General features: G+C 64.3%; 24 protein-coding genes. 8 read left to right on the top strand and 16 right to left on the bottom strand.

The genetic code is table 11. From position 1 onward, the window contains the following. Window positions 1–39 precede the first annotated feature (39 nt). The 6 genes from ACTYOL_RS07480 to ACTYOL_RS07455 all read right to left on the bottom strand — a co-directional run bounded on the left by ACTYOL_RS07480 (window position 40) and on the right by ACTYOL_RS07455 (window position 3569). Complete coding sequence (locus ACTYOL_RS07480) at window positions 40–333, bottom strand: hypothetical protein (protein WP_444757727.1); 294 nt, start codon at window positions 331–333, stop codon at window positions 40–42. Next, entirely contained in the window at window positions 330–638 is a 309-nt protein-coding gene (locus ACTYOL_RS07475) for a hypothetical protein (RefSeq protein ID WP_444757726.1), read from the bottom strand. Before ACTYOL_RS07475 ends, ACTYOL_RS07480 begins: the two co-directional genes overlap by 4 nt. 236 nt (window positions 639–874) lie before the next feature. Further along, window positions 875–1696 (bottom strand): hypothetical protein, encoded by an 822-nt coding sequence (locus ACTYOL_RS07470; RefSeq protein WP_444757725.1) that lies wholly within the window; start codon window positions 1694–1696, stop codon window positions 875–877. A gap of 33 nt (window positions 1697–1729) precedes the next feature. Continuing rightward, entirely contained in the window at window positions 1730–2062 is a 333-nt protein-coding gene (locus ACTYOL_RS07465; protein WP_444757724.1) for a hypothetical protein, read from the bottom strand. After that, the gene (locus ACTYOL_RS07460) at window positions 2062–2256 is read right to left on the bottom strand and encodes a hypothetical protein (protein ID WP_444757723.1); all 195 of its coding nucleotides are present in this window, start codon (window positions 2254–2256) and stop codon (window positions 2062–2064) included. The genes ACTYOL_RS07465 and ACTYOL_RS07460 overlap by 1 nt, the downstream gene beginning before the upstream one ends. Before the next feature lie 605 nt (window positions 2257–2861). Next, a complete protein-coding gene (locus tag ACTYOL_RS07455) occupies window positions 2862–3569 on the bottom strand; it encodes a recombinase family protein (RefSeq protein WP_444757722.1) in 708 nt (235 codons plus the stop codon). A gap of 182 nt (window positions 3570–3751) precedes the next feature. Here ACTYOL_RS07455 and ACTYOL_RS07450 point away from each other — a divergent pair, with 182 nt between their 5' ends. Further along, window positions 3752–3964, top strand: a complete 213-nt coding sequence (locus tag ACTYOL_RS07450) for a YegP family protein (protein ID WP_444757721.1) — start codon at window positions 3752–3754, stop codon at window positions 3962–3964. 123 nt (window positions 3965–4087) lie between these two features. On the opposite strand, the gene ACTYOL_RS07445 is transcribed toward ACTYOL_RS07450, so the two are convergent. Beyond that, window positions 4088–5563 (bottom strand): DUF6538 domain-containing protein, encoded by a 1476-nt coding sequence (locus ACTYOL_RS07445; RefSeq protein WP_444757720.1) that lies wholly within the window; start codon window positions 5561–5563, stop codon window positions 4088–4090. Between the two features lie 338 nt (window positions 5564–5901). On the opposite strand from ACTYOL_RS07445, the gene ACTYOL_RS07440 reads away from it, so the two are divergent. Together ACTYOL_RS07440 and ACTYOL_RS07435 are read left to right on the top strand one after the other, a co-directional pair. Continuing rightward, the gene (locus tag ACTYOL_RS07440; protein WP_054895020.1) at window positions 5902–6747 is read left to right on the top strand and encodes an AAA family ATPase; all 846 of its coding nucleotides are present in this window, start codon (window positions 5902–5904) and stop codon (window positions 6745–6747) included. A 10-nt stretch (window positions 6748–6757) separates the two neighbouring features. After that, window positions 6758–7936 (top strand): vWA domain-containing protein, encoded by a 1179-nt coding sequence (locus ACTYOL_RS07435; protein ID WP_054895021.1) that lies wholly within the window; start codon window positions 6758–6760, stop codon window positions 7934–7936. A gap of 114 nt (window positions 7937–8050) precedes the next feature. Here ACTYOL_RS07435 and ACTYOL_RS07430 read toward each other — a convergent pair whose 3' ends face one another. From ACTYOL_RS07430 to ACTYOL_RS07415, 4 genes are read right to left on the bottom strand one after another with little or no spacing between them, the layout of a single operon-like run. Then, window positions 8051–8968 carry a biotin-dependent carboxyltransferase family protein gene (locus tag ACTYOL_RS07430; protein WP_197889949.1) on the bottom strand — a complete coding sequence of 306 codons (918 nt, stop codon included), beginning with the start codon at window positions 8966–8968 and terminating at the stop codon, window positions 8051–8053. Further along, the gene (gene pxpB, locus ACTYOL_RS07425; protein ID WP_444757719.1) at window positions 8965–9660 is read right to left on the bottom strand and encodes a 5-oxoprolinase subunit PxpB; all 696 of its coding nucleotides are present in this window, start codon (window positions 9658–9660) and stop codon (window positions 8965–8967) included. Before pxpB ends, ACTYOL_RS07430 begins: the two co-directional genes overlap by 4 nt. A 10-nt stretch (window positions 9661–9670) precedes the next feature. Further along, on the bottom strand, window positions 9671–10447 hold the full coding sequence (locus ACTYOL_RS07420) for a 5-oxoprolinase subunit PxpA (protein ID WP_444757718.1): 777 nt from the start codon (window positions 10445–10447) through the stop codon (window positions 9671–9673). Window positions 10448–10456: 9 nt separating this feature from the next. Next, window positions 10457–11743 carry an MFS transporter gene (locus tag ACTYOL_RS07415; protein WP_444757717.1) on the bottom strand — a complete coding sequence of 429 codons (1287 nt, stop codon included), beginning with the start codon at window positions 11741–11743 and terminating at the stop codon, window positions 10457–10459. A 150-nt stretch (window positions 11744–11893) separates the two neighbouring features. Between ACTYOL_RS07415 and ACTYOL_RS07410 the strand changes: the two genes are divergently transcribed. Further along, window positions 11894–12805 (top strand): LysR family transcriptional regulator, encoded by a 912-nt coding sequence (locus tag ACTYOL_RS07410; protein WP_063543670.1) that lies wholly within the window; start codon window positions 11894–11896, stop codon window positions 12803–12805. A 181-nt stretch (window positions 12806–12986) separates the two neighbouring features. On the opposite strand, the gene ACTYOL_RS07405 is transcribed toward ACTYOL_RS07410, so the two are convergent. From ACTYOL_RS07405 to ACTYOL_RS07395, 3 genes are read right to left on the bottom strand one after another with little or no spacing between them, the layout of a single operon-like run. Next, the gene (locus tag ACTYOL_RS07405; protein ID WP_065861438.1) at window positions 12987–13508 is read right to left on the bottom strand and encodes a DUF2937 family protein; all 522 of its coding nucleotides are present in this window, start codon (window positions 13506–13508) and stop codon (window positions 12987–12989) included. 9 nt (window positions 13509–13517) lie between these two features. Then, window positions 13518–14285: a class II glutamine amidotransferase gene (locus ACTYOL_RS07400; RefSeq protein WP_054895027.1), complete on the bottom strand. Its 768-nt coding sequence runs from the start codon at window positions 14283–14285 to the stop codon at window positions 13518–13520. 16 nt (window positions 14286–14301) lie between these two features. After that, complete coding sequence (locus ACTYOL_RS07395; RefSeq protein WP_197889964.1) at window positions 14302–14808, bottom strand: MFS transporter; 507 nt, start codon at window positions 14806–14808, stop codon at window positions 14302–14304. A gap of 170 nt (window positions 14809–14978) precedes the next feature. Here ACTYOL_RS07395 and ACTYOL_RS07390 point away from each other — a divergent pair, with 170 nt between their 5' ends. Both ACTYOL_RS07390 and ACTYOL_RS07385 read left to right on the top strand, forming a co-directional pair. Then, window positions 14979–17021, top strand: a complete 2043-nt coding sequence (locus tag ACTYOL_RS07390) for a S9 family peptidase (protein ID WP_444757716.1) — start codon at window positions 14979–14981, stop codon at window positions 17019–17021. Between the two features lie 98 nt (window positions 17022–17119). Beyond that, complete coding sequence (locus ACTYOL_RS07385; RefSeq protein WP_063543662.1) at window positions 17120–17593, top strand: cyclic nucleotide-binding domain-containing protein; 474 nt, start codon at window positions 17120–17122, stop codon at window positions 17591–17593. On the opposite strand, the gene ACTYOL_RS07380 is transcribed toward ACTYOL_RS07385, so the two are convergent. Continuing rightward, window positions 17590–17859 (bottom strand): hypothetical protein, encoded by a 270-nt coding sequence (locus ACTYOL_RS07380; RefSeq protein ID WP_065861435.1) that lies wholly within the window; start codon window positions 17857–17859, stop codon window positions 17590–17592. The two genes, ACTYOL_RS07385 and ACTYOL_RS07380, sit on opposite strands and share 4 nt — an antisense overlap. 131 nt (window positions 17860–17990) lie before the next feature. Between ACTYOL_RS07380 and ACTYOL_RS07375 the strand changes: the two genes are divergently transcribed. Further along, complete coding sequence (locus tag ACTYOL_RS07375) at window positions 17991–18362, top strand: YajD family HNH nuclease (protein WP_054895032.1); 372 nt, start codon at window positions 17991–17993, stop codon at window positions 18360–18362. A 73-nt stretch (window positions 18363–18435) separates the two neighbouring features. Then, window positions 18436–18906 carry an RNA methyltransferase gene (locus tag ACTYOL_RS07370; RefSeq protein WP_054895033.1) on the top strand — a complete coding sequence of 157 codons (471 nt, stop codon included), beginning with the start codon at window positions 18436–18438 and terminating at the stop codon, window positions 18904–18906. 38 nt (window positions 18907–18944) lie between these two features. Here ACTYOL_RS07370 and ACTYOL_RS07365 read toward each other — a convergent pair whose 3' ends face one another. Further along, window positions 18945–19850, bottom strand: coding sequence for a DMT family transporter (locus ACTYOL_RS07365; protein ID WP_197889970.1), 906 nt, complete (start codon window positions 19848–19850; stop codon window positions 18945–18947). Between the last annotated feature and the right edge of the window lie 242 nt (window positions 19851–20092).

Below are 20092 nucleotides of genomic sequence, written 5' to 3'. Positions count from 1 at the left end.
TCGTCTACGTGGCGTGAATTGGATTGCAAGTGCAGGCCGTCAGGTATTGATGCCGAGCGAGGAGCCTGGACGCTGGCGGCGCTGCACGGCAGCCGCGTTAGCCCCGGCCACTACCTCGGCGGTGTATAGCTCGGTGCTGTCTGGGGCCAGTTGACTCGCGGTCAAGGCATCGCGGGCCTGCTGCCGCTGGTAGGCCAGGGCGGACAAGTTGGCAAGGTCCGCGTCAGTGATACCTGGCTGGCGCCGGGGTTGGGGTTCCACCTCGGGCGATTGCACGGACTGGATCATGCCGATGAGCGCGTGGATGCCACCCGTACCGTTGGCCGGGATCATTTCGCCACCTCGGGATTGCGCTGCCACTTGCCACGACGGTCGTTGTCCTTGCCTTCCAGCTTGAGCTGGGCGCGGGTGACCATCAGCCAGGCCAGCGCCAGCGCCTTCTCGCCGAACTGGAACTCCTTCTGATACAGGACTCCATCGCGCTGCACATGGGCGACCCAGCGCAAGCCCTTGGTCAGCGAGAGACCTCGGACCTTCTCTGCCGTCATCAGACTGAGCACGTAGGCCAGCGCCCCGTAATCCAGGGTTAGTGCGCCGGTGGGATCGTTGTGGACGATGCGGGTGTATTTAGAAGCCAATGGGGAATCTCCTTTTGTAAGCGCCCACGGCTGCGCCTACGCAGTGTTTTCGCATCGGCTGGGCGGTGGGGAGGGTTTGCTGGGGGATGCGCTAGAACGCGCTGTGCGGCCTGTGGCGAGGCCCTGCGGGATTGGTCAACAATTGCTCAAAGTATCTAGCTGTACACGGTAGCTGTACACGCGTGTACACCTGAAATAGGTCTGATTTCTATAGGTACTTCGTACCTTGTAATTGCTCACGCATTGCGCAGCAGGTAGTTAGACACTGCGCTACGCCCTTGGCCGGTAGCCTTGGCAATGGAGCCATAGGTAGCGCCCTCAGAGCGCATGCGCTTGGCCACGTCGTGCCAGTGCTCCCCAGACTCTGCAACATCCTGGCGGGTCTCCAAGGCGACTAGACGGGCCTTCAATGCTGCGATCTCTCGGGCTTGCTCCGCCTGGGTATCGGTGAGCCCGGCAAGGCGCTTGGCTACATCGGCGCGCTGATACAGCGCCGCCACCCCACCGGCCAGGGAGGACTTGCAGATTTCACTTACGTCGCGTGCGGTGCGCATGCCTTCGGCCTCCATGAGTCGAGCAGTGGGATGGTCGGCCAGCTTCTGCATGGCACTCTTGAGATGGCGGCTCTTTGTTGTGGCCAGCCTTGGGGCGTCCTCCTCCCCTACCTGCTGCCGTAGGATGGCGCGGGCAGATGGTCGAGTGTCATCTAGTGCCCGGTCGTGGGCTTCTGTCATCAGGTCCAGCACTTCCCCTGCCGAGGCGTATCGGCCACGGTAGCCGATAGCGCGAAGCTCCTTAGCCATCTCACGACGCTGGGCCTGGGTCTTCCCCATGTGGCGCCGCACAATGCTTTGAGCGGTAAGCAGTGGTTCCTCATAGGACCCGGTAGCCAGGTACATCGCTTTAATGCGGTCTACAGCAGATTGCAGCGCGGTACCGTCGAGACCAGGGCTAGCCTGCCGGGCAATACGGACAGCGCTCATGTAGTCAAAGGGCGCAGGTTCTAGGCCTGCTGCCGCCTCTGCCTGCTGGCGCAGTCGTTCTAAGTTCGTGGTCATGGTTCCTCCAGTCGAAGGCGCCAAGGCCATCGGTCAAGTAGTGGGATCGGTCAGGCCGTACTCTGCGAGCAGGGCGGCGCGGTCGGCGGGTTTGCTTTGAGGCGGGAGTGCAGGAGTTGCAGGCGGGGTGCGCTTCTCGTTGAACTGCTGGCGCAGCTTCTCCAGCTCGGCGGCGGTATCAACCTCCCGAGCCGCCTTTGTCGCTTCAAGCAACTTCAATAGCGACACGCTCGCCGAGATCGTGGCCGCGTCCACCGAGTAACCTTCGGCCTTGGCATCGGCATAACGCCTTTGAGTTCCCTCAATCGTGGCAGCGAGCAGTTCCAAGCCCAGGCGGTCAAGGTTGATCTTGCGTGGTCGAGCCATCAGCAGCCTCCGCGTTCGTTCAGCGCATCCAGCAACCGCGCTTCGGTCCAGGCATGCAGCCCTTGCTGCTCACGGTCCAGCATGCGCCAAGCATTGAACGCCTGGGAGCCGGGGCAGTACTCGCGGATATGCGTTCCTGGCAGATAGCGGGCCTGCAACCCGGCACGCCGGATGAGCGCTGCAATGGCATTCATCAAGCTACTACGTGGCACTTCGGGGAACGCCTCGCGGAGCACTGTGGTGGTGATTGGTTTCGGTGCTGGAAGTGCGTAGTTAAGCCGCATAAAGCGGACGATTCGGGCAGCCGTGAGCGCTGGCCTACCCTGCAATTGGGAGCTGTGGGTCATGGTCCCTCCAATGGGTTTAGGTAACAGTGTGCGTGAATTCGAAAGCGTTCCCGCCTAGCGCTTCAAGGGCTCCAGACAGGTAAGGTTCAATGTGTACAAGAAGTATTCGGGCAGGGCTGGGTGTACCAGATGCCGGGGAAACAGGGCGGGATAGGCAGCGCCCTTGCAGGTCTGAGCAGACAGCGACGGTGTTCGATGCAGGGTAAAAAGCACGGCGACCCGCTTGGGGTTGCAGGTCGCCGCGAATCACGTAGGTCCCGGACAGAACCAGCAGAGAAAGCCAGGTGGTTATCTCTCTCTGCTACGGTATGTGACAATCCCGAACAACGGTGGCATATCCATGGCAACGCCTTACGGGACAAGGGCTGGCGATAGGTAGCCCTGTGGGACCAGAGCGCCCAGCAGGCGCACACTGGGCTCGGATCAGGCCGGGAGTGCAGGACGACACCGGCTCACGGGAAGGCGATGCCCAGGCGCTCTACCAGGCGCTTAACCTGCATCGGATTGAACTCCGCCCCACGGGCGGTGCGGTGCCCTTCGGCATTGAGCCAGGCAGCCATGGCGGCCAATGTACGGCAGCCATCGTACATCCCAGCTTTGACGTGGGAGGCCATGCTCTCGGCCCAGCGATCAGCCTTGGCCTTGACCGCATCTACAGCAGCGGCCTGCCCCGCCACCTGGCCCGCTACGCGGCCCATAGAGCGACGTTCTATCTTGGCCTGGGCATCGGCGTCTCCTCCATCGGCACGAGCCTTGAGGGACGCCAGAGCAGCCTTGGTGCGCTGGCTGATAAATGTGCGCTCTTGCTCAGCCAGGGCAGCATAGATATGCAGTTGGAACTTGTCGGCCTGGGGCATCGTCGCCACCTTGAAATCGGCCACCTTCATGAGCCCCGCAATATCTGCAACGTCGCGGCTCAGGCGGTCCAGCTTAGCCACCACTAACACGGCGCCTGTCCGCCTGCACAGCTCCAGGGCCTTAGCGCACTGCTCCCGGTCGGCAGGGCTGATAGCGCCGCTGGCGTGATCCTCAAAGCTGGCGATTACTTCCCACCCTTCACTCTCGGCAGCGGCCTGGACGTACTCGCGCTGCGCCTCCAGGCCCAGCCCGGAGCGCCCTTGCTTCTCAGTGGATACACGGTAGTAGGCGACGACTTGCATGCTGGTGACTCCTTGCTGGGTGGCTTGGAATCAGTATTAACAACACACTGTCGTTCGTCAAGGATTTGTTATGCGTTACGACAAGGGTTTGTTAAATGCTCCTGGGTTGACTGGGAGCAGTAGACAGGAGTAACGGCCAATTGCTAGCGTCAGCAGTCCTAACCGCAAATGGAGAGTCACCGATGGCTGAGGTTGCGTACTTCTATGTGTATAAGGACACTGCTAAGGAATGGCGCTGGAAGTTTGTAGCGAAGAACTCCAAGACCATTGCTGTTAGCTCTGAGAGCTACCACAACCTAGTCGACTGTGAGCACGCTATTAGTCTGCTCAAGCAGCAAGGATCGACTGCCCCGGTCGTCGGTGACGATGAGTTCAAGCGGAACCGGGCCAAGTAAACGGACTGGGCGAAGGCCCGAGGCATCTCCCGCTCGGGCCGTATCCCACCCGGCCACGAAGGCCCCACGGGGGATTCCGGCCTTGCTCGGGTCAGACTCCCGCCTCGCACGACTACAACAAATTTAGGCCGGAAGGCTTTCGGGCACAGTGCCCTGCTCCAGCAGCTCACGGACCTGTGCCAGCAATGCCCTTGGTCGATGCAATGGCGCCTTGCCTCCGTATATGCTGGTCGCTTTGCTACCCTTGGCGGTATGCCCCAGGATTCCACCGACCTCATCAGGCGTAGCGCCAGCAGCCCGGAGCAGGTCCGCACAGGTGTGCCGTAGGCTGTACAGGGAGAGCTTGCCAGGCTTGCCCCGCAGAGCGATACGCATTGCATCCCCTAGCCGCTTGACCCTGGCCCTGGCTCGCTTCGCATCAGCCGCCCCTCGGTCTGCCAACACCAATCGGAACAGCTCAGCATCCTCGGCATGCACAGGCAGGCTACGCCGACTGGCGCTATTCTTGGCTCCCGATAACCCAGCGTGAAACACCAGCTCTTTGTTGTGCAGAATGTCTTCCCTGATGGCCAGGGCCTCGGCGCCTTCCTGCAATAGCTCCAGCGGGCGCAACCCGTAGCGCACCAGCAAGCGGGCGGCGGCGGCATCCACGGCATCGCCACGCGCATCGAAGGCTTGCAGGACGGCATGCACCACCGCCAATGGCATCGAGTCCCTGGCATCCGCTTGAAGTTGGCCACCCTGGCGGACGGCACGAGCTACAGCGCCGTTACGCGGCAGGGCAATGCGTTCCCAGCCAGGCAGCTCCCGCAGCACGGTGATGAGGCCAGCGGCTTGATTGTGCACGCTACTTGCCTTGCCACCCGCGCTCAGCCGCTCCTCCGCAAACTGCATGATCCGTTGTACCTGTGCATCCGGCGTGGATGGCCAGCGCAGCACCTTTGCCGCCAGCGAGCGCACAATGCCCGCCCGGCCTTCACTGACCCTTGAGCAGTATCCGTCCAGGGCCTCGGTGAACTCAGCGGCTGTACGCTGATCCGGGCTGCCAGCAAAGGCGCCAGGGGCCGCATCAGCGGGTTTCTGTGGCGTGCCGGTGGGTTGCTCCAGGCTCGGCACCTCGCCCCGTTCCAGGGCCTCCAGGGCGCGCAGAGCTGCCATTGCTTCCGCAGGGTTGTAGTCAGCCGCGCCGGGGTGCTTCCCGTCTGCAATCGCCTGGAGCGCGGCCTTACGCCACTCCATCTCTGCCGCCCAAGTCGGGGCCTGCCGCTGGCTCGGTTCAAGGGCTTCGACAGCCGACCGGGTAGCACCGTCTACAACGGCCCGTAGACGCTCCAGGATGCGCTCTGCCGTGACCCTTTGGGTAGGTTCACCCTGAGCCTGAATGGCCCCTGTACCGCCTTCGCAGGCGCTCTGTGCCAGGGCTTCGGCACAGGTACGGTCGAACTCCACCGAAACCACACGGGCTAGCTGTAGCGCCTCCTTGCGGTCAGCCGTGCCCAAGGCCTTGCGGAACTCTGCCCTGCCCACAATGGCAGCGACCTCAGCAGGGAACCGACGACGATAGAAGTAACGACCGTCGCGGCGGGTAACGTAGGACATTGCTGTCTCCAGTGGTGCACGTGCCCAGGGCGCATGCTCGGGGCTGGTGGTGGGATTTAGCTGTACGTGCCCCAGTGCCCACTACCCGGGAAGCCTTGGGCGGCGTGCACTGTAGCAAAATTCAGTGGTCGAATTGTGGACCATCACTCAGCGACTGAATACCCGGTCTGCGTTTGCAGCGGCCTGGGGCCGCGTTATAGTCAGGGCACATCATAGACATGAGTTCTCGGTGTCGGCCTTTTCGCGGGCAAGCCCGCTCCCACAAGGTACTCTCCCCCTGTGGGAGCGGGCTTGCCCGCGATGAGGCCGCCACTGACACCCCGCAGAGGATCGGCTCCATGAAATTCGAAGGCACCCGCAACTACGTCGCCACCGACGACCTGAAGCTGGCGGTCAACGCGGCCATCACCCTCGAACGCCCACTGCTGGTCAAGGGCGAGCCAGGCACCGGCAAGACCATGCTGGCCGAGCAATTGGCCGAATCTTTCGGTGCACGCCTGATCACCTGGCACATCAAGTCCACCACCAAGGCCCACCAGGGCCTCTACGAGTACGATGCGGTGAGCCGCCTGCGCGACTCGCAACTGGGCGTGGACAAGGTTCACGATGTGCGCAACTACCTGAAGAAAGGCAAGCTGTGGGAAGCCTTCGAGGCCGATGAACGCGTCATCCTGCTGATCGACGAGATCGACAAGGCCGACATCGAGTTCCCCAACGACCTGCTGCAGGAACTCGACAAGATGGAGTTCTACGTCTACGAAATCGACGAGACCATCAAGGCGAAACAGCGCCCGATCATCATCATCACCTCCAACAACGAAAAGGAGCTGCCCGACGCCTTCCTGCGCCGCTGCTTCTTCCACTACATCGCCTTCCCCGACCGCGAGACCCTGCAGCGCATCGTCGATGTGCACTACCCGAACATCAAGCAGTCGCTGGTCAGCGAGGCGCTGGACGTATTCTTCGACGTGCGCAAGGTGCCGGGCCTGAAGAAGAAGCCCTCCACTTCCGAGCTGGTCGATTGGCTCAAGCTGCTGATGGCCGACAACATCGGTGAGGCGGTGCTGCGCGAGCGTGATCCGACCAAGGCCATCCCGCCGCTGGCCGGTGCCCTGGTCAAGAACGAACAGGACGTACAACTGCTGGAGCGCCTGGCCTTCATGAGCCGTCGCGGCAACCGCTGAGGGGCTGGCCATGCTGCTCAACCTGTTCAATGAAATGCGCGCAGCCAAGGTGCCGGTGTCGGTGCGCGAACTGCTCGACCTGCTCAACGCCCTGCAACAGCGCGTGGTATTCGCCGACATGGACGAGTTCTACTATCTGGCGCGGGCAATCCTGGTCAAGGACGAGCGCCATTTCGACAAGTTCGACCGCGCCTTCTCGGCCTATTTCAAGGGCCTGGAAAACCTCGACCGGCACCTGGAAGCGCTGATCCCCGAAGAATGGCTGCGCAAGGAGTTCGAACGCTCGCTCAGCGATGAAGAGCGCGCGCAGATCCAGTCGCTCGGCGGGCTCGACAAGCTGATCGAGGAATTCAAGAAGCGTCTCGAGGAACAGAAGGAACGCCACGCCGGCGGCAACAAGTGGATCGGCACAGGCGGCACCAGCCCGTTCGGCTCCGGCGGTTTCAACCCCGAAGGCATTCGCGTCGGCGAGGCCGGCAAGCGTCAGGGCAAGGCGGTCAAGGTCTGGGACCAGCGCGAGTACAAGAACCTCGACGACCAGGTCGAGCTGGGCACGCGCAACATCAAGCTGGCCCTGCGCCGTCTGCGCAAGTTCGCCCGCGAAGGCGCCGCCGAGGAGCTCGACATCGACGGCACCATCGACCACACCGCCCGCGATGCCGGGCTGTTGAACATCCAGATGCGTCCGGAACGGCGCAACACGGTCAAGCTGCTGTTGCTGTTCGATATCGGCGGTTCGATGGATGCCCATGTGAAAGTCTGCGAAGAGCTGTTCTCGGCCTGCAAGACCGAGTTCAAGCATCTGGAGTACTACTACTTCCACAACTTCGTCTACGAGTCGGTGTGGAAGAACAACCTGCGCCGCACCTCCGAGCGCTTTTCCACCTTCGATCTGCTGCACAAGTACGGCGATGACTACAAGGTGGTGTTCGTCGGCGATGCGGCGATGGCGCCGTACGAGATCACCCAGCCGGGCGGCAGCGTCGAGCACTGGAACGAAGAGGCCGGGTACGTGTGGATGCAGCGCTTCATGGAGAAATTCAGGAAGATCGTCTGGATCAACCCCTACCCCAAGCAGACCTGGAACTACACCGCGTCCACCCAATTGGTGCGCGAGCTGGTCGAAGACCGGATGTTCCCGCTGACCTTGCAGGGGTTGGAGGAAGCGATGAGGTATCTGTCCAAGTAGCCTGTACCGACCCTATCGCGGGGCAAGCCCGCTCCCACAGGTCCCCTACTGCCCCTGCGAACAGTGGGGAACCTGTGGGAGCGGGCTTGCCCCCCCGCGATAGGGCCCGATAGCTCAGGCCCAGCGCTGCAGATACCCCTGCTGCTGCCGCCACGCCGTCTCCTGCACCACCGCCCTGAACCGCACCACCGCCCCTGGCATGCACTGCGCCAGCTGTGCCAGCGCCAGTGGCGTCAAGGCCCCCAGCCGCGGATAGCCGCCGATGGTCTGGCGATCATTGAGCAGCACGATCGGCTGCCCATCCGGCGGCACCTGCACCGCCCCCAAGGGAATCCCCTCGGAAATCATCGGCGCACCCTGGTAGACCAGTTGCGGCCCCAGCAGGCGGCTGCCCATGCGATCGGCACGGCTGTCCAGCGTCCAGTCGCTGTTGAAGGCCTCGAACAGGCTGGTGCCGCTGAAGTCGCCGATCTGTGCGCCCATCACCAGGTCCAGTACCGGCTTGGCCGGATATTCCGGGCGCAGGGCTTCGGGCACTTCACGCAAGGCCAGTGCGCCCTCGGCAAAGCGCAGAGCCTGCCCCTTGGCCAGCGCCTCGCCGCGCCCCTCGATGCCACCCAGCGCTTCACGCGCCACCGTCGAACAACTGCCCAGCACGGCTTCGCCGGCAAAACCGCCAGGGGCGGCCAGGTAGGCACGCACACCCTGGCGTGGTTGCCGCAGCGTCAGGCGTTGGCCCTTGTGCAGGGCGAAACTGCGCCAGGGCGCCAGCGGCTGGTCGTCGACCCTGGCGTCCAGGTCGGCGCCGGCCAGGGCCAGCACACAGTCCTGCTCGGCGAGCAGGCTCAAACCACCCAGCGCCACCTCCACCACGGGCGCGTCCAGGGCATTGCCCAGCAGCCAATTGGCCCAGTTCATCGCCACCCAGTCCAGCGCCCCGCCCTGGGTCACGCCCAGATGCCGCACACCCAGGCGCCCGGCGTCCTGTAGCTGGCACAGCGCGGTGCTGGCTTCGATCCTCAACTGCGTCATGCCAGCGCCTCCAAAGGACGATCATCGCCGCCCAATGCCATGAATTCGGTGTGCGACACCGCCACGAAACGTACCCGGTCACCCGGCTGCAGCAAGCTGTAGCCATCACGTTCGCGGTCGAACAGACGCACCGGCGTACGCCCGATCAGGTTCCAGCCACCCGGCGACACCGCAGGATAGGCCGCCGTCTGCCGTTCGGCGATGCCCACGCTACCGGCCGCAACGCGCTTGCGCGGCGTGCTCAGGCGTGGCGTGGCCAGGCGTTCGTCCACCAGCCCCATGAACCCGAACCCCGGTGCAAAACCCAGGGCGAACACCGGGTAGTCACGCGCGCAGTGCAGGCCAATCACCTCGTCTTCGCTCAGGCCGCTGCGCTCAGCCAGCAGCCCCAGCTCCGGGCCGACACTGGCGTGGTACCACACCGGAATCTCGTGACGCCGACCACTGTGGCCTGCATCCGGCTGCAAACCTTCCAGCGCCTGGCCAATTCGCACGCGCGCCTCCCCTGGCGCCAGGTTCGACTGCAACATCAGGGTGGTGTAGGACGGTACCAGGTCGACCAGGTGCTCACCGAACGCTGCACGCAGGCGCTGGTTGGCGGCGAGGATCCACGGCATGTTGGCCTCGTCGATGGTGTCGAACAGCCGCACCATCAGGCTGTCGATCGCCACCACTTCGATACGTGGCTTCATCGCGACATCCTCATGCCTGTAACGCATCGAGGGCCTGGCGGATCTGCCGTACCGCAGCCACCGAGCTTTCGTTGTCGCCATGCACACACAAGGTGGCGGCATCGAGGCGCAGCGCGCTGCCGTCGTTGGCCACCAGTGCCTCGCCACGCGCCAGGCGCACGGCCTGTTCGACCACCAGGGCCGGGTCATGGTGCACGGCGCCGGGCAGGCGGCGCGACACCAGGTGGCCGCTGGCGGTGTAGGCGCGGTCAGCGAACGCTTCGAACCACAACGGCACCCCGATCTCGTCGCCCAGGGCCTGTGCAGCACTGTCGTCGGCGGTGGCCATCAGCATCAGCGGCAGGCCTGCGTCGTAGGCGGCCACGGCTTCGAGCACCGCACGCAACTTCTGCGGGTCGGCCATCATGTCGTTGTACAGCGCGCCATGCGGCTTGACGTAGGCCACACGACCACCGAGCACCTTGCAGATGCCGTCCAGGGCGCCGATCTGGTAGTGCAGCAGGTCGCGAATCTCGTCGTCGCTGCAGGCCATCGAACGGCGGCCGAAGCCGACCAGGTCCGGGTAGGCCGGGTGCGCGCCGATGGTCACGCCATGCTGCAGCGCCAGGGCCACGGTGCGGCGCATGGTGCCGGGGTCGCCGGCATGGTAGCCGCAGGCGATGTTGGCGCAGTCCACGAAGGGCATGACCTCGGCATCCAGGCCCATGCGCCAGTTGCCGAAACTCTCGCCCATGTCGCAATTGAGAAGCAGGCGATTCACCTGTTGAACTCCTGTTGTGCTGTTCATAGGTCTACCTTAACGCGCCTTCAGTTCTTTGCCGCGGGTTTCTGGCAGGCTCAGGGCGGCGACGATCACGATGCCATAGGACACCGCAGCGAATGCGCCGATGCCCAGGCCCAACGGGATCTTCTCGCCGAGCAGGCCGATCAGCAGCGGGAACATCGCCGCCAGCACCTTGCCGATGTTGTAGCAGAAGCCCTGCCCCGAGCCGCGGATGCGCGTGGGGAACAGTTCGGTGAGGAAAGCCCCCATGCCGCTGAAGATGCCCGAGGCGAAGAAGCCCAGCGGGAAGCCCAGCCACAACATAACGCCGTCACTGACCGGCAGCTGCGTGTACAGCAGGACGATGACGAACGAACCCACCGCGAACAGGATGAAATTCTTGCGACGCCCCAGCAGGTCGCTGAGGTAGGCGCTGATCACATAGCCGATGTAGGAACCGACGATGACCATGGCCAGGTAGCCGCCGGTGCCCAGCACGCTCAGGCCGCGCTCGTTCTTGAGAAAGGTCGGCAGCCACGAGGTGATGGCGTAGTAGCCACCCAGGGCGCCGGTGGTCAGCAACGAAGCGCGGATCGTGGTCCAGAGCATGCCGGAGGCGAAGATTTCGTAGAAGTGCGAAGGCGCTTCGGGCTTTTCTGCACGCTTGGCTTCGCGGTAGACCTCCGGATCCTTGACCATGCGGCGTACGAAGATCACGAAGATCGCCGGCAACAGCCCGAGCAGGAACAGTGCACGCCAGGCCTGTTCGGCCGGCAGCCAGGAGAACAACAAGGCGTAGAGGATCGCGGTCAGGCCCCAGCCGATGGCCCAGCCCGATTGCACCATGCCCACGGCCTTGCCGCGGTCCTGGGCACGGATCACCTCGCCGATCAGCACGGCACCGGCGGTCCACTCGCCACCGAAGCCAAAGCCCATCAGGGTGCGGGCGATCAGCAACTGCTCGTAGCTCTGGGCGAAGCCGCAGAGGAAGGTGAAGAAGGCGAACCACAGCACGGTCAGTTGCAGGGTACGTACGCGGCCGATGCGGTCGGAGAGGATACCGGCGACCCAGCCGCCGATGGCCGAGGCGATCAGGGTGCTGGTGTGGATCAGGCCGGCCTCGGCGGTGCTGATGCCCCAGATCATGATCAGGGTGGGGATGACGAAGCTGAGCATCTGCGTGTCCATGCCGTCCAGGCCATAGCCAATCTTGCAGCTCCAGAAGGTACGTCGTTGCTGGGAGTCGATGTCACGGTACCAGGCAAAGGGCCCGCCCGAAGATCGGGCGGGTGCCTGCTGCTGTACGCCGGTGGGGTTCATGGATGCCTCGGCTTGTTGGTATTGTTTGAGGAACGACTGCGTGTTCGCGGCCTGGACGCTATTGTTCAAAGCCCGCGCAACCTGCGTCCAACGAGAAAAACCGTCGGTCTGGAACAAGAAAACCTGATCGCCCAGCCTTGCGAGCACACGATGAACCTGCGATTTCTCGAAACCTTCGTCTGGGTCGCCCGGCTCAAGAGCTTTCGCCTCACCGCCGAGAAGCTGTTCACCACCCAGGCCTCGGTGTCCAGCCGCATCGCCGCACTGGAGGCCGACCTTGGCGTGAAGCTGCTGCTGCGCGACTCGCGCGGTGTCAGCCTGACCCCGGAAGGCAGCAAGGTGCTGGAGTACGCCGAGCGCATGCTCGACACCGCCAAGGCGATGAAACAGTCGCTGGGCGGCGAACGGGCGGTGGTCGGCCGGATCCGCCTGGGGGTCATGGACACGGTGATCCACACCTGGATGAGCGCCTTGGTGGCCGAGTTGACCGAGCGCTACCCGCAAGTGGAAATCGAGTTGGTCGCCGACACCTCGCTGAACCTGCGCGACCAGTTGCAGAAGGGGTTTCTCGACGTGATCCTGCAGACCGACCTGCTGCGCCAGGAAAGCATCCGCAGCCTGGACCTGGCGCGCTATCCCATGGGCTGGATCGTCGCCACCGGCTCACCGCACCATCGTGACTATGCGTCGCTGGCAGAACTGGCGCGCGAGCGGATCATCACCTTTTCGCGCAACTCCCGGCCGCACCAGGAGGTGTTCAGCCTGCTGCAGAGCGCGGGGAGCGAGACGCCGCGGCTGAACTGCGTGAACTCGGTGTCGGCAATCACCCGGCTGCTGCGCGATGGCTTCGGTATCGGCGCCCTGCCCCCGGCGCTGGTCGCCGCAGAGCTGGCACGCGGCGAGCTGGTGCTGCTGACGGGGCTGCAGCCACCGCCTAGCCTGGAGTTGGTGGTGTCGTGGCAGACCGGGGTGGAACTGGTCGATGAAGTGGTGGGGTTGTGCCGGCAGGTGCTGGGGCGCTATGCGCAGGATGTGGGGGGGCAGCGGATCGTGCTGGTCTGAGCCGGGAGTGTGTCAGTCCCGGCCTCATCGCGGGACCAGCCCGCTCCCACAGGGATTGAGCTGGCCTTTAGATTTTGAACAGGACAGTAGCTCCCGCAAGGTCCAACATTGTGAGAGCGGCGGTTCGCCGCAGCGACTCGTCCCGCGGTGAGGCCCGCCCCGGCAACGAACTACCTGCAACCTAGCGCCAGCTTTCCTTCACCGCCCGGCGCCGCCCGCCCAGGATCACCCAACCGATGCCCAGCAACACGCTCTCGACCAGGAATGCAAGCAGGAAGCCGCTGGCGATCCCCCAGCCGATCGCCTCGGGCACCAGCAGGATCTGGTAGCTGTAGCCCTTGAGCGTCTCTTCACGCAGTTGCGGATCGGCCTGCACCAGCACATGCCAACTGCGGCTGGCCCAACTGCCTTGCAGCGCCTGCCATTCGTTTTCCAGCAACTGGTTGCGAATCACCAGGCTTTCGATGCTGTTGGCGTCACTGTTGAACACCGGGTCGTCACTGGTGCGGTAATGGCGCACCAATGCCTGCAGGTCGCCGTTGAAGAAGCGCTCGGCAGTTTCCTGGAAGCCCGCCAGCGCTTCGCGCGACTCGAGCATGTGGGCCTCGACCCGCTGGCTATAGTCCTTGACCAGGCCGGGCACCTGGACACCGGCCAACAGGCCGAAAGTGAACAGCAGCAACCGCAGGTAACTTCTGAACATGCTCTGTCCTTAGCCTTTGGCGACGCACTCGCCGTGCCGCCACAGGGCCCATTGACCGGGCTCGTAACGCTGCCAGGTCTCGTTTTCGGTCAGGGCCTCGGTGGCGATCACCGTGACCACGTCATTGGGCGTGGTTTCCGATTGAAAATCCACGATCAGGTCGACATCTTTCAACCGTGCAGCACCAAAAGGCGCGCGCCGGGTGATATGTACCAGCTTGGTCGAACAGAAGCAGAACAGCCAGTCGCCGTCGCTGAGCAAGCAGTTGAACACGCCCTTCGCACGATACCCGGCGCAGGCCTCGACCAGCACCGGCAGCAGCGCCTCGACCTCCACCGGTTCAGGGAATGCCGCCCGCACGCGGTTGAGCAGGTCGCAGAAGGCGGCCTCGCTGTCGGTGTCGCCGACCGGGCGGTAGAACGTCTTCTCGCCACTGAAATCGGCGAGCTGGCCGTTGTGCGCGAAGCACCAGTTGCGGCCCCAGAGCTCACGCACGAAGGGGTGGGTGTTGGACAGGCAGACCTTGCCGACGTTGGCCTGGCGGATATGACCAATAACCACTTCGCTCTTGATCGGGTAACGCTGCACCAGGTTGGCCACCTCCGACTCGCTGCTCGCGGCCGGGTCCTGGAACAGGCGCAGGCCACGCCCTTCGTAGAAGGCGATGCCCCAGCCGTCTCGGTGCGGACCGGTACGCCCGCCACGCTGCATCAGGCCGGTGAAGCTGAAGACGATATCGGTGGGGACATTGGCACTCATGCCCAGCAATTCACACATTGGCGAGGGCTCCGTCCTAGATCCGTGGCTCGACGCGGCCGCCACCATTGCCCGGGCGACGCACCGGAGCAGCAGGAGGCTCTTCACGGTAGCGATCACGACGATCGGCGACGGGCGCGTCGGCCATCACCGCATCGTCTTCGGCCGCCTGGCGCTTGACAGCGGCCTCGGCCTTCTCGCGGCGCTCGCCAGCCCGTTTTTCCAGTGGCCAGCGCACCAGCACGAACAGCAGGTAAAGGCCGAAGGCGATCATGCCGTACATCGCCAGGTCCGAGGCGGCGCGCCAGGCGTTGTTGCCCACCTTGAACGCCAGGTCCAGGGCGGTAATGGCAACGGCCGGGGCAAAGCTGTCCTTGACCGGATCGACAATGGTGGGGGTGAACAGCAGCACGGCAACGATCACCCGCAGCGGCTCGCGCAGCCAGCGCCACATCCAGCCGGTCAGCTTGAAGGCCACCAGCAGGCAACCCAGGGCGGCGACAGCGTAGAGGCCCCAGGCCAGTGTGTAGTCTTGTTCGATCATGGTGTCCGTGCAAGGCAGGCAAAGAGATGCCTATGATAAACACTTTTACGGGCACAGGCGCCTCTTCCCTCTTGAAGCCTGAGCGCCCTCTTCGCGGGCAAGCCCACTCCCACAGACCGGCGATGCTCGCGAAGAGACCGGCACAGACGCCACCAGACCACGGACATCCCATGCATACCAGACCCAAGCCCCCCATCGCCCGCCCTGCCCAAGCCGCCGATCCCTACGCCTGGCTGCAGGAGCGCGACGCCCCAGAAGTGCTGGCCTACCTGGAGCAGGAAAACACCTACCAGCAAGCCTGCCTCGCCGACCAGGCCGAGCTGCGCGAACAGCTGTTCGAAGAGATCAAGGGCCGCATCCTCGAAACCGACCTGTCGCTCCCCTCCCCCTGGGGCCCGTACCTCTACTACACCCGCACCACGGCGGGCGACGAATACCCGCGTCACTATCGCTGCCCGCGCCCGGCCGATGACAGCAACCGCGTCGACGAAAGCGCCGAGCAACTGCTGCTCGACCCCAATGCCCTGGCCAACGGCGGCTTCCTCGCCCTGGGCGCATTCAATGTCAGCCCCGACCATCGCCTGCTGGCCTACAGCCTCGACACCAGCGGCGACGAGGTCTACACCCTGTACGTCAAGGATCTGGACAGTGGCAGCGTCGCCACCCTGCCCTTCGACGACTGCGACGGCAGCCTGACCTGGGCCAACGACAGCCGCACGCTGTTCTTCGCCGAACTGGACGACACCCACCGCCCGTGGCGCCTGCGCCGCCACACATTGGGTGAAACCGACGCGAGCACCGTGTTCGAAGAGCCGGACGGGCGTTTCTTCCTGCACTGCTACCGCGCAAGTTCCGAACGCCAGCTGGTGCTGCTGCTCAACAGCAAGACCACCAGCGAAGCCTGGGTGCTCGATGCCGCCACGCCACAGGCCGACTTCACCTGCCTGGCGCCGCGGGTCGAGGGCCACGAATACTTCCCCGACCACGGCCAGCTCGACGGCCAGTGGCGCTGGTTCATCCGCAGCAACCAGGACGGCATCAACTTCGCCCTGTTCCACGCGTCGGCCGACCAGGTGCCCAGCCGCGCGCAATGGCAGGTGCTGGTGCCGCACCGTGACGACATCATGCTCGAAGGCCTGAGCCTGAACGCCTCGGCACTGTCACTGAGCCTGCGTGAAGGCGGCCTGCCGATCATCGAAGTCCGCCCCCAGGGCCTGCCGGCCTATCGCGTCGAACTGCCCGACGCCGCCTACAGCCTCTACGTGCAGGACAGCCTGGAGTTCTCCAGCACACGCATCCGCCTGCGCTACGAAGCGCTCAACCGGCCGGCCCAGGTCCGCCAACTGGAGCTGGCCAGTGGTGAGCAGCAGGTGCTCAAGCAGACCCCGGTACTCGGTCGCTTCGATGCCGACGACTACGTCAGCCAACGCCTGTGGGCGACCGCCAAGGACGGCACCCACGTGCCGATCAGCCTGGTGCGCCGCCGTCAGGACCTGGACCGCGAGGTGCCGCTGTACCTCTACGGCTACGGCGCCTATGGCGAGAGCCTCGACCCCTGGTTTTCCCACGCCCGCCTAAGCCTGCTCGAGCGCGGCGTGGCCTTTGCCATCGCCCATGTGCGCGGCGGCGGCGAGCTGGGTGAGGCCTGGTACCGGGCCGGCAAGCAGGAGCACAAGCAGAACAGCTTCGACGACTTCATCGCCTGCGCCGAACACCTGATCGCCCAGGGCGTCACCCGCACCGAGCAACTGGCGATCAGCGGCGGCAGTGCCGGCGGCCTGCTGATGGGCGCAGTGCTCAACCAGCGCCCTGAGCTGTTCCGCTGCGCCATCGCCGAGGTGCCTTTCGTCGATGTGCTCAACACCATGCTCGACCCCGAGCTGCCGCTGACCGTCACCGAGTATGACGAGTGGGGCAACCCCGAGGAGCCTGAGGTGCATGCACGTATCAAGGCCTATGCCCCCTACGAGAACGTCAAGGCCCAGGCTTACCCGGCCATCTTGGTGGTGGCCGGCTACAACGACAGTCGCGTGCAGTACTGGGAGGCGGCCAAGTGGGTGGCGCGCCTGCGCACCTGCAAGACCGACGACAACCTGTTGCTGCTCAAGACCGAAATGGGCGCCGGCCACGGCGGCATGAGCGGGCGCTACCAGGGGCTGAAGGACGTGGCCCTGGAATATGCATTCGTCTTCAATGAGCTGGGCGTGGTGTAAATCGCGTTTCTTGTTGTCATAGAGTTCTCGCATACCCGTGGCCTCTCCCACAGGGTATGTGGAAGCTCTCAAATACCGGACGACACGAAGAACAACACATGCCCGACCCAAGCCTCCTCAGCGCCGAAATCCGCGACATGCTCATGGACTGCGGCTTGTTCGACAGCCTGCAGCCCAGCGACTTCCAGGCCGTCGCCGGTTACTTCGCCATCACGGCGATGACCGAGGGCCAGACCATCTTCGCCGAAGGCGACGCCGGCACCTTCATGTGCATCCTGCACCGCGGCGTGGTGTCGGTGCGCAAGACCGACGGCAACGGCCAGCAAGTCGAGATCGCGACCTTGCGCAAGGGGCGGGCTTTCGGCGAAATGGCCGTGCTCGACGGCGAACGGCGCTCGGCCAGTTGCGTGGCGGCCAGTGATTGCCAGTTGCTGACGCTGGGCAAGGACTCGCTGGACAAGATGCTCAACGACGCCCCGCGCATCGCCGCGCGGATCATCCGCGCCCTCGCCGTGGCGTTGTCGAAACGCTTGCGGATGCAGGACGGCCAGCGCCTCTCGCAACAGGTCTAGTCGCTCTTTTTCGGTGGGTCCTGGGACAGCCCTGGCAACGGCTGGTCCTTTGGCGGCCCAGGCAACGGCATTGGCGGCAGCAACGGCGCGCCGGGCTGGCTGCTGCCGGCCTTCGGTGGCGTGCTCGGGGTAATCTGCGGATAGGGCGTGGGCGTCGGCGTACCCGGTGCACCTGGCACCGGGGTAATGCTGCCCGAAGGCTGCCCGGCGGCATCGGCCAGCGGGGCGGCAAGCAGGAGCAGCGTGGCAAGGATCACAGGCAACATCGGTAACCTCCCGTCCGGAACCTGCCTACAGGCTACGCCCAATTGCGCGCTTTTGCCTGTCCGCCGGGCCCGCAGGCGCGCTAGACTCGATGCATAACCGTCATTGCCCTGATAACGAAAAAGGTAACACCATGAGCTCGGCCTCCAACTCCGCCGCCACCGCCCGCCTCGACCGCATCCTCGCCGACGCCAAGCGCGACAAGGAAATGGGCTACCGCGACAAGGCACTGAAGATGTATCCGCACGTCTGCGGGCGCTGCGCCCGCGAGTTCTCCGGCAAGCGCCTGTCGGAACTGACCGTGCACCACCGCGACCACAACCACGACAACAACCCCCAGGACGGCTCCAACTGGGAGCTGCTGTGCCTGTACTGCCACGACAACGAGCATTCGCGCTACACCGACCAGCAGTATTTCGGCGAAGGCTCGCTGAGCACGCCGAAAACCAATGTCGCCACGCACAACCCCTTCGCAGGCCTGGCTGCCCTGATGAAGAAGGACTGACCGTCGATTCATCCGCCCACGGCGTCGGCTAGCCCGTATAATCGCGCTCTTTTTTTGCGAAGGGCCCCGACTCGTGGCGAACAAACGGTACAGCTGCATCGGCCTGTTCAACCCAAAATCCGCTGAAAACGTAGGCTCGGTGATGCGTGCGGCGGGCTGCTACGGCGTCAACTCGGTGTTCTACACCGGCAAACGCTACGAACGCGCCCGCGACTTCGTCACCGACACCAAGCGGGTGCACTACGACATCCCGCTGATCGGCATCGACGACCTGCAGCGCATCATCCCGCTGGGCTGTACGCCAGTGGCAGTGGAGCTGGTCGACGGCGCACGGCCACTGCCCGAATACACCCATCCGGATCGGGCGATCTACATCTTCGGCCCGGAGGACGGCAGCCTCGACGAAAGCGTACGCGCCTGGTGCGAAGAAACCATCTACATCCCCACCCAGGGCTGCATGAACCTGGCCGCGACGGTCAATGTGGTGCTGTATGACCGGCTGGCAAAGGGCTTGAATACTCGCTCCGGCCCCAAGTTCAAGTAACCGGGAGCCGGGCTGCAGCGCAGCCCGGCAACCTCACGTCATCCGCTCGCTGGCAGTTTGCCCCAGGCCGACAGCAGCGTCGCCAGAATGATCAACCCTGCCCCCGCCAGCATCCGCAGCGACGGCACCTCGGCGAACAGCACCCAGGCGCAGGCGATCGCATACACCGGCTCCAGTGCAAGGATCATCCCCGCACTGCGCGCCGCCAGGCCCTTCAGGCTCTTGACGAACAGGTACTGCGAAAGGCCCGTGCAGAACACCCCGAGCAGCGCCAGGTAGATCCAGTCCGCCGTCTGCAAGCCCTGCCCCACCAGGTTTTCCAGGGCCACCGGTAGCACCAGCACCGCCACCACCAGGTTTTGCCAGAACGCCACCTGCACGGCCTTCAAGCCACTGGCCCAGCGCCGGTTGGCAATCGCCAGCAAGGCGAACGACAGGCCCGAAGCCAACCCCCAGAGCAAACCCAGGGTGCCCTGGTCGAGCAGGTCGAAGGTCGGCACCACCAGCACCAGGCCCAGGCTCACCAGCGCCAGCAGTAGCCATTCGCGCAGGCGGATACGCTCGCCAAACACGATGCAATCAAGCAGAGCGATGAACGCCGGGAAGCTGGCAAAACCCAGGGTCGCTATCGCCACACCGCCGATCTTCACGGCAATGAAGAAGGTCACCCAGTGTGCGGCCAGCATGGCCCCGGTGAACAGCAGCACGGCGGCGCGACGGCGGTCCAGCCCCCTGAACAAGGCTCGCCGCTGGAGCAGCGCGACCAGCCCCAGGGCAAGCACGGCGAAGGCGGCGCGACCAAAGGTGATGACACTGGCATCGGCCTGGATCAGGGCGCCGAGGATGCCGGTCAGGCCGAACAGCACTGCGGCGACATGCGCCAGGACCAGGGCGTTGCGGTGCGACAGTGCAGGGCTGAGCCCGCGGGTTTGGGAGACGATCATGGGCAGTGAACTCGCAAAAAAATGAAAAATGGCGCACGCAGTCATTCCCCCGGGGCCTGTGCACGGGTTCGATTCTGTTGGGGGAATGTGTGGCCTGCGGTGATCCGCCAGGCCTGCAGCGCCGCAGCCTTGTCTGGCTCTTGCGAGCCGTGCTGCTTATTCGCTGTTGTTGCAGAAAGGGGTTGGGGTGGGTGTTGGCCTTTTCGCGGGCAAGTCGCAGCGGCGAACCGCCGCTCCCACAG

The organism is Pseudomonas sp. A014 (assembly GCF_052378495.1).
In the GTDB taxonomy this organism is placed as follows: domain Bacteria; phylum Pseudomonadota; class Gammaproteobacteria; order Pseudomonadales; family Pseudomonadaceae; genus Aquipseudomonas; species Aquipseudomonas machongensis.
This window is presented reverse-complemented; position numbering and strand designations above follow the sequence as displayed.